Raw genomic sequence first — 15501 nt, 5'->3', positions numbered from 1 at the left:
GGGTGTGCTGCCTTAATTGCTGCGATAGTTGTTGGCTTCGCGCTCGCCGGCCCATTTGCGCAGCGCGGCGATGAACTCGGGGCAGACGTTGCCGTCCACTTGGCTGTCGATGATGACGCTGTTCTGCATGCGCATCACCACGCTGCATTCATAGACCTTGGTGCGGCCGCTGTAGTAGCCGTGGTTGGTATTCTGGAACACCGGCGTGGCGGCGCTGGTCGAGGTGGCCGGAATCATGCCGACCACCTGCTGCGAAGTGCCGGTCGAGACCCATTCTGTATAGGGCGCGGTCTGGTAATCGGACCAGATGAGTTCCATCGTGTTGCCCACCCCGCGCTTTTTCGACGGCTCGCCCAGCGCCGTGATGGCGTCGGCCACCGGACGGCCCTTCATGTTCTTGGCCACGTTCACGCTGGGCGAGAACGACAGCCCCGACGAGAAGATATTGGTCAGCGACGGCAGCGTCGAACTGCCGCCCGTGGGCATCGGCGCGCAGCCGGCCAGGGCGGCCAGGGCCAGCGACACCGGCAGGGCGCGGCCCAGCAACCAGGTCGAACGGAGTCGCGATTTATTCATGCTGAGCCCTAGCTCCCTCAAAGATCCGGCGTGCCGCAACATAATTCAGCGGTCGCAAGATTTTGTCTTGTTTTGGTTTCGGTTCGTGACGAGTCGTATCGTGGCGTCGGGCATCTTGAAGGGGCGACGGATGCGTCCGCGCGCCCGCATGACCCTGCGCCGTGAGGCGCCGATGTTACCGAAAAAATAGTGGCGCATCATCTTCGGGCCGCTGCAAAATTGGTTACGTTATGCCCGGAAACGCGTTCACACAGGGGATAGAAGACAAACTGTAACGTGCTACGATCCGCGCGTTCTGCGCCCGGGGCGCCTTGGCGATCAGGCATCGCGGGGCGCGCGGCGCTACAACTACTGGATATTGCACACCCATGATGCTCGCGCGATTGCTGGTTCAGTTCCGTTCCACCGTGGCCGCACTGGCCGGCGCAGGCGCGCTGGCCCTGGGCCTTGCCGCCGCGCCCGCGGCGCATGCCGACACGCTGTACGGCGCCGTGGCCACTGACGAAGCTCACGCCAAGCTGTATTGGGTCATGCCCGAAACCTCCACCAAGGAAGCGCAGGACGCCGCGCTGGCCAAGTGCAACAAGGCGGGCGGCAAGGGTTGCAAGAACGTCACCTCGTTTTCGGACAGCTGCGTGGCGTTCTCGCGCAATTCGCGTAGCGACCTGTTCTGGGGCACCAGCGTGTCGTCCGAGGTCGCCGCGAAGAAGGCCATCCGCACCTGCACCAACGACAGCGCCGACGGCAAGTGCAAGCTTGCCGTCATGCCCTTGTGCGTCGGTCCCGGCTACAGCGAGGCCGAACTGAAGGCGCCCGACACCGCCACGCCCGCCCAGCTCGAAGCCCTGTCGGCCAAGCTGGACTCGCGCGGCTACTGGGGCTCGGTGGCCGAGAAGGAGTCGGGCCAACTGACCTACGCCGACGGCTATCCGAGCGAGAAGGATGCGGTCGAGGCCTTGCTCAAGTGGGAAGACTGCGTCGGCTGCCGCACGGTGCTCACCTACACCGACACCTGCGTCGGCATGGCCTGGGGCAAGGGCAGCAAGGGCCGCGGCACCAGCTTTACCGCGAAGAACACCGATCCCGTGGCGGCGCGCGACGAGGCACGGGCCACCTGCGACGCCAAGAGCGGTGGCTTGACCTGCGTGGCCTTCGTGCGCTGCTCGGGACGGGCTTACATCAGCGGCTACAAGGGCGAGGACGAGAAGGCAAATTGATCGCGGCCTTCAGGCCACGATCCGCACGGGAACCTCCGCCGGCACCAGCGCACGGGTCAGCTTGACCCAGTCCTCGTGTGCCAGGTGGGGCCGCACTACGTCGAGCACGGCGGCGTAGACAGGGGCGGGAGCGGCCGCCTGTACGCCCGCCAGCAATTCGGCGCGTTCGGCGGGCGTCATGGCCGGAACCATCCAGCGCATGATGCAGAGGTTCTCGACCGGCGGCAGAGATGCCACGATGGCGCCCTCCAGCGCGCGCAGTTCCTCGTCGCTGTAACAGGACCACAGCACCTGGTTGTGCTGCGTTTCCTCGACGTGCATGTGGGCAAAGTTCTCGCCGACGAACAGCGCCAATTGCCGGTACAGCCGCAGCGCGGCCTGCGCCTGCGTGGCGCCGCAGCCGATGGCCAGCAGGGCGGATGCCGCGGCGCGCAACCCGGCGATTGCCGCGAGGTGTTCGACATGCTCCGCGGCGATGCGCTCGCTGGAACCGGGGCGGCGCGCTTCCATCGCCGTATGCACAAAATCGTTTTCATGCCCGAGATGGCTGGCGCAGATGTCGGCCAGCTCCTGCACGCGCTCGCATGCCGCCCGTGTTTCGGCGGGGTCGTCGACGTCGATGCGGCCCACGGCCTGCAAGGTATCCAGCATCATGGCGCGCAAGGCCTTGTGGATGCCGACATAGATGTCCATGCGCGGCGGCGTGCCGGCGCTGGACGAAGGGGAGTACTGGGCTTCGGTATTGCGGTTCATGGTGCTGGCCTTGAAAAGGGGAGTCGCGAGGCGTTTGCCGGCTTCCCGGCAATGGCCGGATTCGGTCCGGAAACCGGGCAAGGAAAGTGTAGGAACGTCGCGGCGCGCGCGTTGCTAAGAGTTTGTTAAGCAAGCGCTAAAAAATCGCTAAACGGCATGCGATCCGGGCGGGGGCCTTGGGCTATGATTTCTGGCACCGTCGAGCTTCAATAGCCCAGAGGTTTCCTGCCGTGCCGATACTGCCCGCCGAATGGAGCCTGTGCCTGCCCATGCTGCCTTCGCTGCGGCTGGGCAGTTGCGATCGGGACGGCAACCCCCACGTCTGCCGGGCCCTGGCCGCGGACATGCTGCCGGACGGCCGCATGCTGGTGCTGTTGGCCGAACATGCCGCGCCCCTGGTCGTGGCCGCCATCCGCGAGACCGCCCAGGTCGCCATGCTGGCCACCTCGCCGCGCACGAACCGCACGCTGCATCTGAAAGGCCGTGACGCTTGCGTTGAACCCGCCTTGCCCGTCCATGCTGAACTGGTGGCGTCGCGGCGCAACACGCTGACACGGGAACTGGCCGAAGTCGACGGCTTTGCCGGCGCCCCTTTCCTGGATCACTGGTACGGGGTAGCGGTGCATGAATTGGTGGCGGTGCGCTATACCGTGGCGGGAGCCTGGAACCAGACGCCGGGCCCGCATGCCGGTCAGGCCGTGGAACTGGAGCCAGGCCCATGAGCGTATTGACCCTGCTGGCAGTCCGCCGCGTCCTGGATGGCGGCATTCCGCCCACCTTGTGCAGCGTCTCGGCCGACGGCATCCCCCATGTCAACCTGCTGTCGCACGTGGAGTACGTGGATGGCGGCCATGTGGCCTTGACCTTCCAGTTCTTCAACCGCAGCCGGGAGAACATTCTCGCCACGGGGCGCGCCAGTCTGATGGTGGAAGACCCGTGCACCGGAGGCAGCCTGGCCTTGCAATTGCGCTACCTGCGCACCGAAACCGAAGGCCCGGTGTTCGAGCGCCTGCGCGCGAAGCTGGCCGGCATTGCCGCGCATACCGGCATGGAGCAGGTGTTCCGCCTGCGCGGCGCCGACATCTACGAGGTGCTGGATATCCGGCCCATGCACAGCGGCGCGCCGCTCTCCACGCTGCAGCCGCGCTGCGACCTGGCTACCGGCGCGCGGGCGGTGTCGGCGCGGCTTGCCGAGTGCGACGAGCTGAGCCTATTGCCTCAGGTCGCCATGGACGGCTTGCGCCGCGACCTGGTCGTGAACCACGCCATCCTCTGGCTGCTGGATGAGCAGCGCCAGACCCTGTATGCCCTGGCCAGCATGGGTTATGCCCAGCAGGGCGTGGGTGCCGAAGTGCCGCTGGCCGAAGCCGGCCTGGCGGGCGTGGCCGCGCGCGAAGGCGTGGCGCTGCGCATAGGCCATATGGCGCGCATGTACCGGTATGGCCGCACCCTGCATCAGATGGCCAGCGGCCAGGGCCCGATCGAAGGCGAGCCCATCGTGCTGCCTGGCTTGGCCACGCCTTGCAGCCAGTTGGCCGTGCCGCTGCGCGCGCGCGGGCGCACCGTGGGCGCGCTGCTGGTCGAAAGCGAGAGCGACCAGTTCTTCGGGTATGACGACGAGGACGCATTGGCGGTGTTGTGCGCACAGCTGGCGCAGGCGCTGTTGACGCTGCAAGGCGCGGAACTGGACGTGGGGGCGCCGTCGCCGGACGAGGCTCGGAGCGGCCCGGCCGCGCAGGGGGCGCCTCTCAAGCTGCGCTACTTCCCACGCGATGGCTCGGTCTTCATCGACGGGCAGTACTTGATCAAGGGCGTGGCGGGAGCAATCTTGTGGAAGCTCGCGCGCGACGCGCAGTGCCATGGGCGTTGGGGTTTTTCCACACGGGAGCTGCGGCTTGCCGGCAGCTCCCTGGGCTTGCCCGACGTGCAGGACAACCTAGGCGTGCGCCTGCTGCTGTTGCAGCGTCGCCTGGCTGACTGGGGCGGGCCCTTGCAGATCCGCAAGCTGCGCCGGGGCTGTTATGAACTGGTGCCGGGCAGGGCGCTGTTGCTGGAGTCCGCGGGCGGACTTGCGGCTTGACTCCCGGCGGGGAGGCATCAGCCTTTTGGCTGGGAATCACAGGTGATCGGGGCCCGGAATGCGGCGCTACACTGAAAGATCCAGGGTTCCTCGACATCAATGGAGTTTTTCATGAAAAAGTCCATACGCCCCTGTACCGCGACGCTTCTTTCCCTGTTCTGCCTGTGCGCCACCGCACAGATGGTAACGCCGCTCAAAGGGCAGTCGCCCCAAACCACCCAGCAAGACATCAGCGCATGCCAGGCTCTGGCAGGCAGCGGCGCTAGCGCCAGCACCAGCACGGACGATCCTAAGTCCGGCGGGCGCGTCCGTGGCGCCGCTGCGGGCGCGGCAGCGGGTGCGGCAGTAGCCGGCGCGCGCGGCAATCAGCACGAGGAGGTCTACGACCGGATGAGCGATGACGCCAAACAGCAGTACCGGCAGAACCAGGCGAAAGACGCGGCGGCGGCAGGGATGGTCGTGGGCGGTTCGCGGCAACGCCAGGACCGCCGCCAGGATCGCGCCGAGGCGTCGCAGCAAAATGCCGCAGCCACCTCCGCTTACAGCACTTGCATGCAGCAGCGCGGGTATCAAGTGGCGCCGTGAGCCGCGAGGGTTGCATGATTGATTGTTGAACGGCGCGGTCCTGCTTTGGATTGCGAGTGAGAATAAATCTCAGTACAATCCGGCGACTTTCAAACGACCCGCGCCGCATGAGCCGCAACCCTTTGCTGGCGTCCAACACGACGCCCGCATCCGCCGACGACACGAACGGAAATTCCAGCGCGATCGCCAAAGCCTACGCGCGCTGGCGTTTGCCGCTCATGCGCGGCCTGGCCAGGTTCAAAGGCAGCATCGGCAGCGCCGAAGACGCGCTGCATGATGGGGTCGTCAAATGGGTAGCGGCCAACCCGGCGCTGGATTCCCCTGACGAGCAGGGCGCCTACTTGCGCAGGACGGTGTTGAACGGCGTGGCCGACGAGTTCCGCGAACGCAAGGCGGGCCGGCGGCTGCAGACGGTGTCGTTCAATGAGGCCGAAGAGGGCGTGCAGGCCCTGGCGGCGGGCGATGCGTCGTGTCCCATGCGCGCGGCGGCGCATCAACAGCGTCTGGAGCGGCTGGGCGCTGCCTTGCAGGAACTCCCCGAGCGCCAGCGCGAAGCTTTTGTGCTGTGCCGTTTCGACGGGCTGACACAGGACGAAGTCGCCGCCCGCATGCAGATATCGCGGCGCATGGTCGTCAAGCATCTGGCGCGCGCCATCGCCTACTGCGAGGTCCGGGTGCACTATGCTACGGTTGCGCAGATGCAGCAATTGCATCGGCCCGCCGGCGATGACGCCGGCCTGGACAATAACAACAATAGCGACTCCGCCTCGCCATGACCGACCCGTCTTCCTCAGCTTCGCCGGATACGCTCGCCTTGCACGAGGCCGCGGCCGAATGGCTGGTGCGCCGCCAGGATGCCAGCTGGTCGTCCGCGGACGAACAGGAACTGCATGCCTGGCTGGCTGCCCGTCCCGCGCACCGGCAAGCGTACTCGCGGGTGGCGCGCACCTGGGAGGACCTGTCGCAGGCGCCCCGGCCCGCGCTGGCTTCCGACGGGCAGGCGGCCAGCCGTCCATCCCGGCCCTTGCCGCGACGCGCCTCGCGGGAAGCATCTGGCCGCCGCGCGGTCCAGCCCGGTTTCTGGGGGGTGCTGCTGGGGCAACCCGTCTTTTCAAAGACCTTCGCCGCCGCCTGTGCGGCGCTGGTCGTGGGCGGCGGTTTTGGCTGGTATCGCTGGGACAATACGCCCGGCTATGTGTTGAGCGTGAGAACTGCGGCGGCAGAGGTACGTCAGCTGGACCTGCCCGACGGCTCGCATGTCGCGTTGAATTTCGGCAGTACGCTGGAGGTGCGTTACTACCCGCGGCGCCGCGAGCTGGTGCTGAACCAGGGCGAAGGATTTTTCGACGTGGCGCCGGATACCGGCCGTCCGTTCACCGTTGATGCGCAACAAAGCCGGATCACCGTGGTGGGCACGGCCTTCAATGTGCGAAACACGCCGGATGACGTCATCGTCAAGGTGTCGCATGGCCGCGTGCGTGTGCAGCCCGACCGCGACAAGGCCAGGCCGGAGCTGTCTCTGGGCGCCGAGCAAGGCGTGACCGTGGATGCGCGAAACTCCACCTATCAGGCGGTGGCGGCGGTCCCGGACGGCGTGGGCGGATGGCGCAACGGCCGTCTGGTGTACCGGCGCACGCCGCTGGGCGAGGTGGCCCAGGAAGTCGCGCAGTACCTGGGCAAGCCGGTGGCGCTGGGCAGCCCGGGCCTGAAGTCGCTGCCGGTCTCGGGCTTTGCCGCGACCAATGCGCCCGCCGCGTTCCTGGAAGCCTTGCCGGATCTGCTGCCGGTGCAGGTCAAGCGCGCGCCCGACGGCGGCTATCTCATCCTGGACCGCTGAGCGTCCAGGAGGCCTGCCTGAAAATTATTTTTGTTCGCATGCGGTACGCGGGTTCCCAATCCCGTCCTGGAATCCGTTTACTCCTGCAAGGCCGGTAGCGGCCAACAACGATGGAGTGGGAATGGGACGGGGATTGTTGAAGGACGCGCTTGCTGGCGGCGCGTTGACGGCGGGCATGCAGCTCAGGGCCATGCCGGGAATGGTGGCGTGCGCGCTGGCCGCCCTGGCGTCGCCCGCCGCGGTGCAGGCGCAGCAGCAGGCGGCGCAGGTCGATTTCAGCATTCCGGCTCAGCCGCTGGAACATGCCCTGAGGCTGTTCTCCGAGCAGTCCCGGCATCAGGTGCTGTTCGATGAAAGCGTGGTGGCGGGCAAGCGCGCGCCGGCGGTCAATGGCCGCTATGCGCCGCGCGAAGCGCTGGATCAGTTGCTGGCCGGCGCCAACGTGCGCGTGAACAGCGCCAGGCCGAACGTGTACACCTTGACGGCCATCGGGCAATCCTCGGGCGATGCGGTGACGCTGCAGTCGGTGACGGTCAGCGGCAGCGGCGTGGGCAATCCGACCACCGAAGGAACCGGCTCGTACACGAGCGATGCCATCACGATCAGCAAGATGACGCAGTCGGTCAGGGAAACGCCGCAGTCGGTCAGCGTGCTCACGCGTCAGCTGCTGGACGACAAGAACCTGACCACGCTGGACGAGGCGCTGGCGCAGACCACGGGCGTGACGAAGACGGCAAGAAACTTCGGCAATCACAAGTTCTCGATACGTGGCTTCACGGTAGACGACAACAACTATCTGGTCGACGGCGTGGCTGGCGTGGTCTATGCCCCGGTGGGCTGGCTGCCCATCGACACCGCCGTGTTTGACCGGGTCGAAGTGCTGCGCGGCGCGGCGGGCTTGATGCTGGGCTCGGCGGATCCCAGCGGCGCGATCAACATGGTGCGCAAGCGTCCGCGCGGCGAAGGCCATTTCGAGGGCTCCACGACGGTGGGATCCTGGGACAACTACCGCATGGAGCTCGACGGCGGCGGCCCGCTCAACGAGTCCGGCACGGTGCGCGGCCGCCTGGTAACCGCTTATCAGGACCGCCATTACTTCTACGATGGCACGAAGTCGAAATCGCCCCTGGTCTACGGCGTGATCGACGCCGATCTCGGGCGCGACACGACGTTGACCTTCGGCGCGCGCCACCAAGCCACCAATACGGACGGCTACTGGATTTTCGGCCTGCCGCGTTATACCGACGGCGGCGCGCTGGACGTTTCGCGCTCGACCTCCTTGCTTCAGGACTGGAACCGGCAGAAGGGCCAGGTGAACGAAGTGTTCGCCGAGGCCGAGCACCGGTTCAACCAGGACTGGAAGGCGCGCCTGTCGCTCAACCATACCGAGGTCGACCTGGACCAGCGCGTGGCCATTCCGATCGGCGGCGTGGATCGGGCGACCGGCGTGGGCTCGCGCTTCTACACCATCTATTTCAACAATGCGCACGTGAAGAGCGACGGCGTCGACCTGAACACCACCGGCAGTTTCCAGGCGCTGGGCGGCACGCACCAGGTCCTGCTCGGCACCAGCTGGTCGCGCCAGCGCGTCAACCAGAAATGGGCGAATCTGGACACCGACACGCCCATCAACGTGTATGACCCTGACCATTCCTCCATCCCGGAACCGGCGCGTCCGGCCTGGGACAGCGGGGAAACGTCGCGGCTGGAGCAGACCAGCGTCTACGGCAGCATGCGGCTGCAACTGGCGGACCCGCTGCACTTGCTGCTGGGCGGTAAGTTCAGCTGGCTGAAGTACCGGTCCAACGATGGGCTGACGGGCAGGATGACCCGGGACTATGAACAGAAGCATGAATTCACGCCCTACGCCGGACTGGTCTACGACCTGGACCAGCAATGGTCCGTCTACACCAGCTATGCGGACACCTACCAGCCGCAGAGCACCTACGTAACGTCTTCGGGCAAGCCGCTGGACCCGTCCATCGGCGCCAACTACGAGGCGGGCGTGAAGGGCGAACTCTACGACGGACGCCTGAACGTATCCGCGGCGGTGTTCGCAGTGAAGAAGTCCGGCATCGCAGTAGAGGACATGGCGGCCACGGGAAGCTGCCCGGGCTCGCTGGCTTCGCCCAATTGCTATCGCAACGGCGGCACCCTGCGCAGCAAGGGCTTTGAACTGGAAGCCAGCGGCGAACTGTCGCCGGGCTGGCAGGTGATGGCCGGCTACACCTACGTCACCAGCCGCGACGACGAAGGCGAAACCATCAGCGCGGAGACCCCGCGCCATCTGTTCCGCCTGTCCACCACGTACCAGTTGCCGGGCCGCTGGAATGCCTTCAGCGTCGGCGGCGGCGTGTCGGCGCAAAGCGGCTACTCGTACAAGGCCTACGACGACATGTCGGTGCGGATGGGCGCGCCCGGCCGCGCGGTGTGGGATCTGCGCGCGGGCTATCGCATCAACAAGCACTGGTCCGCCAGCCTGAACGTGGCGAACGCGTTCGACAAGGACTATTACGGCATGGTCAGCCAGATCCGGCGCGGCAACCACTATGGCGAGCCTCGCAACGTGATGCTGACCTTGCGGGGAACGCTGTGACCGGCCTTGCTGGCGGCGGGGCTGGCGGCCGCGCGCGGACGCGGTCGTGAAGGGGGGATTCCGCCAGAGCATGTCCTGGCTGCACACCTGGTGCGGCCTGACCTGCGGCTGGCTGCTGTGCGCCATCTTCCTGACCGGCACGCTCAGCGTCTTCCGGGAGCCCATTACGCGCTGGATGGAAGCGGGGCCGCCGGCCAGTTCAGCCGCCGACGCCGCGGATGCCCGGCAGTGGCTGTCGCGCGCCACGCAGGAGCTGTCGTCCCGCGCGGCGGCAGCGTCCGCTTGGGACATTTCCTTGCCGGCCCGGCCCGGCTGGCCCGCGCAACTGTCGTGGCGCACCGACGACGGCACACGCCATGAGGTCTGGCTGGACTCGCGCACAGGTGCGGTGCAGCCGCCGCCCCAGATACGCGAGACAGAGGGCGGCCGGCATTTCATGTCCTTCCACTACACCTTGCACGGCGGCCTGCCGGGCTACTGGCTGGTGGGCTGGATATCCATGTGCATGCTGGTCGCGCTGGTGTCGGGCGTGGTGGTGCACAAGCGCATCTTCAAGGACTTCTTCACTTTTCGCCCGGGCAAGGGACTGCGCAGCTGGCTGGACGCGCACAATGCCACGGCGGTGCTGACGCTGCCGTTCCTGTTCATGATCGGCTACACCGGCCTGGCGTTCTTCTACACCAGCTACATGCCGTGGCCGCTGCACGCGGCGTATGGCGACGACACAGGCGCCTACCGCCGCTATCAGGCCGAGCTTGCGCCTGCGCTGTCTGTGCCTCGCATCGCCGAGCCGGGTTTGGGCGGAGTCCCGGATCTGTACCCCTTGCTGTCGCGGGCGCGCGAGCTGACCGGGCAGGAAGCGGCGCGCATCACGATCGAACGTCCGGGCGACGCGCGCAGCATCGTCCTGGTGTCCGGCCGCAAGCCGTTGGCCGGCGCGGCCCCGCAGCTGCTCACCGAAGCCAGCCACGTTGCGTTCGATGCGGCAAGCGCAGCGGTCTTGCAGGTTGTGCCCGCCCAGCACGACGGGTTTGAACCAAAGCAGGTCCACGAGACGATCGAAGCCCTGCACAAGGCGGACTTCGGCGGATGGACCATCAAGTGGCTGTACTTCTTCAGCGGCCTGATGGGCACCGCCATGATCGCCATCGGCACGCTGCTGTTCTCCCTCAAGCGGCGCAAGAAGAGCGAGCATGAGTTCGGCGCGGCCACCGCGCGGGTCTATCGCTGCGTCGAAGCCTTGAACGTGGCGGCGCTGGCGGGCATCGCCGTGGCAAGCGTCGCCTACTTTTATGGCAACCGGCTGATCCCGGCTGCCTGGCCGGACCGCAACGCCTGGGAGATCCGCTTTTTCTTCGCCGTGTGGGCCGCGACTCTGGCCCATGCATTGTGGCGCCCGCCACGCAGCGCATGGATCGAGCAATTGGCTGCGGCAGCGGTGCTCTGCCTCGGGCTGCCGATGTTGAACTGGGCGACGACGGGCCGGCACGCGTGGGCCTATGCCGCCCGCGGAGAATGGCTGCAGGCGGCAGTGGAAATCACCGCGCTGGCATTTGGCCTGCTGCTGGCCTGCATGGTCCATGCGCTGCGGCGCCACTGGAAGGCTGCGCCGACGGTCGCCGCGCCGCCGTCGCGCAAGGCGCCGCCCGCCAGCCACGACGCCGCAGCGCATTGTTGGGGGATCGCCAGCCGCTTGATCGCCGCGGCTGCGGGCGGCTACCTGCTCTCCGCTTTGGCGATGTCGGCCCTGGCGCTGGCGTGGCCTGTCTTGGCCGGCGCATCGCCGGCAGTCGGCGTGCTGGCCGGAACGCTTTTGAGCTTTGTCGTGTACACGGCGATCGGCTTGGCCGTGTTCGGCGTCCGCAGCGCGGAACGGGCTTGGGCGCTGATCGCGCTGGCTAGCCTGGCGTCTGGCGTGGTGGTGCTCGGCCTGCGCGCATAGCGGCAAGTCGCTCTAGCGGCCGCCGACGGGAAACGTCAGGAACGCTCGCCCATTGCTCCCAGCCGCGCCTGCATCAACTCCAGCAAGGCCCGAACCCGCGCCGTGACCGAATGCCGATGGCTGTATGCCCCCAACAATTGCAGCGGCGCGGGCCGCAGATCCAGCGGCACCTCCACCAGGCGGCCGGCTGCCAGGTCTTCCTGGCAGCCAAAGGCCGCCAGTATCGCGAAACCTATGCCTTGCCGCGCGCCCGCGCCTGCCAGTTCGCCACTGTTGACGCGGTAGCGGCTGCGGACCGGCACCTTGACGATTTCGCCGGCGGCATCGATGAATTGCCAGGGTTGGCCTTTCAGCGCGCTCAAGGTGGTGATGCAGGGCAGGGACCTGAGCTCCCGCACGTGACGGGGCGTTCCGGTCTGGGCCAGCAAGCTGGGCGCCGCGACCACGATGCTGGGCAGGGTGGCCAGTTCACGCGTGATGAAGGCGCTGTCGTCCTGGCGGCCGCGATGGAAGACGATGGCCAGGTCCATGTCCTCTTCGCGCAGTGATTCAAGCCCGGTCATGCGCGTGTCGCATTCCAGTTCCACGCCGGGATGCAGGCTGCAGAACTCGGCAAGAATGGGCGCCAGCAGTCTTGGGGCTTCGCCGGGCATGCACATTCGCAGCGGGCCGCGCAGCTCGCGTTGCACCGCGCCCAGTTCTTCCTCGGTGGCGAGCAAGGTGTCGAGCAGGGGTTTGGCGCGTTCGTACAAGAGCCTGCCGGCTTCCGTCATGCGCAGATGGCGGGTGCTGCGCTCCAGCAGGCGCACGCCCAGCCTGCGTTCCAGCGAGGCGACGTGGCGGCTGACATTGGATGAGGGCAGGGCCAGCAGGCGGGCGGCGCCGGCGAAGCTCTGTTCATCGACGACCGCCACGTAGACGCGGACGGTATTCAGGTCCAGCACATCTCGCATGATTATCCCGATTAAGGTATTAAACCAACCTATTTTTACATGCTAGTTCTCATCATTGGCGGAATCTAAGATGCCGTCATCGTCCGATGAACCGCCGCCGGCGAGGCGTCAGGACGGTTCTTACAGGAGAGTTTCAGCGTGGAAATTGGAATACTGGGCGGCGGTATTGCGGGGTTGAGCGTGACGCTGGCCTTGCGTAAGCAGGGGCATATGCCTCGGGTGTACGAGCGCCGGGCGGGGCCGGCGACCATGGGGGCCGGCGTGACGCTCTGGCCCAATGCCGGCTTCGTGCTGGAGGAACTGGGATTGCTGCAAGACATCGCGGCAGTGGGTGGCCGGCCAGTGGCGATGCAGCGTCAGGATGCAGCGGGCAATCCGCTGGGAGGCCTGGATATCGCGCTGCTGGACCGGATGATGGGATATCCGACCCACACGATATTGCGCCGGGATCTGCTGGCGGTGCTACTGGAAGCCGCGGCGGTGGCCGGAATCCCAGTGGAGTACGGACATCGGGCAGTGGCGATCGATCCGGATGGAGACGGCCGGGCCGTGGCGCGGTTCGAGAACGGGCTGCGCATCCGCCCGGACCTGCTCATCGGCGCCGACGGCCGCATGGATTCGGTGGCGCGCCGTTACGTCGCGGGCGATAACGCGCCGGTCTATCAGGGCTTCGTGAACTGGATAGGCGTAGCGCAGGCGGATGACGCGCTGGTCGATGAAATCACCATCCGGGACTATTGGGGCGCGGGCGAGCGCTTTGGCGCCGTGGCGCTGCGGCCGGGGCTGGTCTATTGGGCGGGGGCGCAGGCGCGGCCCTTGCGCGCGGCGGCGCCTGCCGCGGACCTGCGCAACGAGGTCGAGACCTTGTTCGGAGGGTGGCCCGAGCCTGTCGCCCGCATCATCCGCGCGACGCCGACCCATGCGATCCATCTGATCGCCGTGCATGACCTCGAGCCCCTGACAACCTGGAACCGGGGCAACGTGCTGTTGGTGGGCGACGCGGCGCACGCGCCCTTGCCGACCTCGGGGCAGGGCGCGTGTCAGGCCATGGAGGATGCCTGGCATCTGGCCCGATGCCTGGACGGCGCGGACGAGGGGCTGGACGCGGCCTTGCTGCGCTTCGCGCAGATCCGCGCGCCCAAGACCGGGCAGTTCATCGAGCAGGCACGTGTGTTCGCGCGCGGCCTGTTTGCCACCGATCCCGCCACCTGCCGCATGCGGGACGAACGCGCCAAGGCCGCCGATCCCGTGCGTGACGCGCAGGTCTTGGCGGCAGGGTGGGCGCAGGGCTTGCCAATGGCGGGCGATACACAGGAGGTTGCCGCTGACGGAGTCGGTTTCGGCAGCTTGTACCGGGTCTGAATAAACCGCAGTAGCATGAAGGCAGGAAACGACAGGAGGCCCTATGGAACACGCCAGATGGGATTTCCAGCTCGAGCGTCCGATCGAGGACCAGGGCAGTTGGAGCATAGGATACGTGCTGGTTCCGCCGGTCGCGGGGGAGCCCGAGGAACGCATCGCCATCGAGGAACGCTTCTCCTCGGCCCAGGTCGCGATCGACGAGGCAACGCGGCTGGCCCAGATCCACGTGGCGGACCTGAACGGCGATACGGCATCGTTCGAGAAACCGTCGGATGCGGAAGTGCCGTTCGGCAAGAATCCGCGCTTCTGAGGCCTCTTGCACTGGCTTGCGGGCATGGCGCTTGCTGATACCAGGCTGCGGCGGATTTCGCCGTGCTTCCTGATAGGTGCCGCGATGCTCCAGATCCAATTTGAATTGGCCTTGCATCCGATAGCGATGGCGTCCGCGCCGCCGCCCGGCACGGCGGCCCATCGCCCGCCGCCGGTGAACCCGGACGATGCCAGCGACAGCGCCCAAGGCGACGAGGTGCCCGACGAGGACATCGAGCCCGCCGACACGACGGCTGAGGACAACGCCGCCGAGGGTCCGGCTGACAGATAGCCTCGAAGCCTGGATTGCGCGCGGCGTGCCGGCGGGCAGGGCGGGTGTCAGCGCCTGGGCGCATGCCCGGGTCAGGGCTTCGAGGCATCGACAGGCGCCGCCGCGTCTAAAATGACGCTCCGATCATTTCACGGCGCCCGTTGCGCCGCCTGTCCAGGTTCCCTCCATGCAAGCAAACACGCCCGCCGCGCAACCGGCATCCGGAAAGCCACAACGCCAGAGATTCGAGTCGCTAGTGGGAACGCTGCAAGCGCAGCGCGCCCGCCTGCGCGGCTGGCACGCCGTGCTGCCGGAATATCAGAAGAAATACGAGGACGTGCTGGCGCCGCAGGAGACCGTCGAGGTCGAGCTGAAGGCCAAGCTGGTGGCCTGCTTCGACCACGCCTGCAAGCAGAAGGAGCTGACCAAGGCGGAACGCGCCCTGGCGTCCGAGATCGCCGCGCAGCTGGCGCAGGAGACGCTGGACGCCATCGTGCTGGACGGCACGCCGGCCGAGTGCGACACGGACAGGTTGAAGGCCCTGTATCTCAAGCATGCCGGCTCGGACTACGACGGCGGCCCGGAAGACGAACAGGACGAGGACGGCGCCGCAGCGCCGCTGGCCAAGCCGGCGGACGGCGGGGCCGCGCCGGCTCCCGAGGTTCTGGCGGAAATCGAAGCCTTGGCTGCTGCCGGTCCCGATCAGTGGGCAGGCGTCGATGAGCAACGCTACGCGCAGTACAACCAGGCGCTGGACGCGCAGCTCGCCATTCTGGCCGGCGAAATCACGGCCGAGGAAGACGGCTTCAAGGCCAAGTACCACTTCGACCCCGCGCAATCCATAGATCCTTCCGAGCTGATCGAAGACCTGGACGCGGAGATTGCCGACGCCGAGGAATACATAGGCGAACTCGAATTCGAGCTCTCGCAGTTCGCCGACATTCAGCAGGTCAGGGCGTGGCTCAAGGCCATGAAGCAGCAGCTGGCGGCCACGCGCCGGCGCGAAGGGCGGGGCTGAGG

15 protein-coding genes are annotated in these 15501 nt (G+C 66.9%); 12 read left to right on the top strand and 3 right to left on the bottom strand.

Going from position 1 to position 15501, the window contains the following annotated elements:
- Positions 1-12: 12 nt before the first annotated feature.
- On the bottom strand, positions 13-576 hold the full coding sequence (locus FOC84_RS31015; RefSeq protein WP_173149108.1) for a hypothetical protein: 564 nt from the start codon (positions 574-576) through the stop codon (positions 13-15).
- Positions 577-944: 368 nt separating this feature from the next.
- Here FOC84_RS31015 and FOC84_RS31010 point away from each other — a divergent pair, with 368 nt between their 5' ends.
- Complete coding sequence (locus tag FOC84_RS31010; protein ID WP_173149107.1) at positions 945-1793, top strand: DUF4189 domain-containing protein; 849 nt, start codon at positions 945-947, stop codon at positions 1791-1793.
- A 9-nt stretch (positions 1794-1802) separates the two neighbouring features.
- On the opposite strand, the gene FOC84_RS31005 is transcribed toward FOC84_RS31010, so the two are convergent.
- Positions 1803-2546, bottom strand: a complete 744-nt coding sequence (locus tag FOC84_RS31005; protein ID WP_173149105.1) for a hemerythrin domain-containing protein — start codon at positions 2544-2546, stop codon at positions 1803-1805.
- Positions 2547-2776: 230 nt separating this feature from the next.
- On the opposite strand from FOC84_RS31005, the gene FOC84_RS31000 reads away from it, so the two are divergent.
- The 7 genes from FOC84_RS31000 to FOC84_RS30970 all read left to right on the top strand — a co-directional run bounded on the left by FOC84_RS31000 (position 2777) and on the right by FOC84_RS30970 (position 11586).
- On the top strand, positions 2777-3268 hold the full coding sequence (locus tag FOC84_RS31000; protein WP_173149103.1) for a hypothetical protein: 492 nt from the start codon (positions 2777-2779) through the stop codon (positions 3266-3268).
- On the top strand, positions 3265-4626 hold the full coding sequence (locus FOC84_RS30995) for a GAF domain-containing protein (protein WP_173149101.1): 1362 nt from the start codon (positions 3265-3267) through the stop codon (positions 4624-4626). The genes FOC84_RS31000 and FOC84_RS30995 overlap by 4 nt, the downstream gene beginning before the upstream one ends.
- Before the next feature lie 99 nt (positions 4627-4725).
- A complete protein-coding gene (locus FOC84_RS30990) occupies positions 4726-5211 on the top strand; it encodes a YMGG-like glycine zipper-containing protein (RefSeq protein WP_254241837.1) in 486 nt (161 codons plus the stop codon).
- A gap of 107 nt (positions 5212-5318) precedes the next feature.
- Positions 5319-5987: an RNA polymerase sigma factor gene (locus tag FOC84_RS30985; protein ID WP_173149099.1), complete on the top strand. Its 669-nt coding sequence runs from the start codon at positions 5319-5321 to the stop codon at positions 5985-5987.
- Positions 5984-7048, top strand: a complete 1065-nt coding sequence (locus FOC84_RS30980; protein WP_173149097.1) for a FecR family protein — start codon at positions 5984-5986, stop codon at positions 7046-7048. The genes FOC84_RS30985 and FOC84_RS30980 overlap by 4 nt, the downstream gene beginning before the upstream one ends.
- Positions 7049-7169: 121 nt before the next feature.
- Positions 7170-9644, top strand: a complete 2475-nt coding sequence (locus FOC84_RS30975; protein WP_173149096.1) for a TonB-dependent siderophore receptor — start codon at positions 7170-7172, stop codon at positions 9642-9644.
- A gap of 70 nt (positions 9645-9714) precedes the next feature.
- Positions 9715-11586, top strand: coding sequence for a PepSY-associated TM helix domain-containing protein (locus FOC84_RS30970; RefSeq protein WP_173149094.1), 1872 nt, complete (start codon positions 9715-9717; stop codon positions 11584-11586).
- Positions 11587-11621: 35 nt separating this feature from the next.
- Here FOC84_RS30970 and FOC84_RS30965 read toward each other — a convergent pair whose 3' ends face one another.
- Positions 11622-12539, bottom strand: a complete 918-nt coding sequence (locus tag FOC84_RS30965; protein WP_173149092.1) for a LysR family transcriptional regulator — start codon at positions 12537-12539, stop codon at positions 11622-11624.
- A gap of 138 nt (positions 12540-12677) precedes the next feature.
- On the opposite strand from FOC84_RS30965, the gene FOC84_RS30960 reads away from it, so the two are divergent.
- The 4 genes from FOC84_RS30960 to FOC84_RS30945 all read left to right on the top strand — a co-directional run bounded on the left by FOC84_RS30960 (position 12678) and on the right by FOC84_RS30945 (position 15499).
- Positions 12678-13901: an FAD-dependent monooxygenase gene (locus FOC84_RS30960; protein WP_173149090.1), complete on the top strand. Its 1224-nt coding sequence runs from the start codon at positions 12678-12680 to the stop codon at positions 13899-13901.
- A gap of 43 nt (positions 13902-13944) precedes the next feature.
- Positions 13945-14211, top strand: a complete 267-nt coding sequence (locus tag FOC84_RS30955) for a hypothetical protein (RefSeq protein WP_173149088.1) — start codon at positions 13945-13947, stop codon at positions 14209-14211.
- Between the two features lie 84 nt (positions 14212-14295).
- Complete coding sequence (locus FOC84_RS30950; protein ID WP_173149086.1) at positions 14296-14502, top strand: hypothetical protein; 207 nt, start codon at positions 14296-14298, stop codon at positions 14500-14502.
- A 235-nt stretch (positions 14503-14737) separates the two neighbouring features.
- Positions 14738-15499: a hypothetical protein gene (locus FOC84_RS30945; protein ID WP_254241836.1), complete on the top strand. Its 762-nt coding sequence runs from the start codon at positions 14738-14740 to the stop codon at positions 15497-15499.
- The last annotated feature ends 2 nt before the right edge of the window (positions 15500-15501 follow it).

The organism is Achromobacter pestifer, from assembly GCF_013267355.1.
Taxonomy (GTDB): domain Bacteria; phylum Pseudomonadota; class Gammaproteobacteria; order Burkholderiales; family Burkholderiaceae_B; genus Achromobacter; species Achromobacter pestifer_A.
This window is presented reverse-complemented; position numbering and strand designations above follow the sequence as displayed.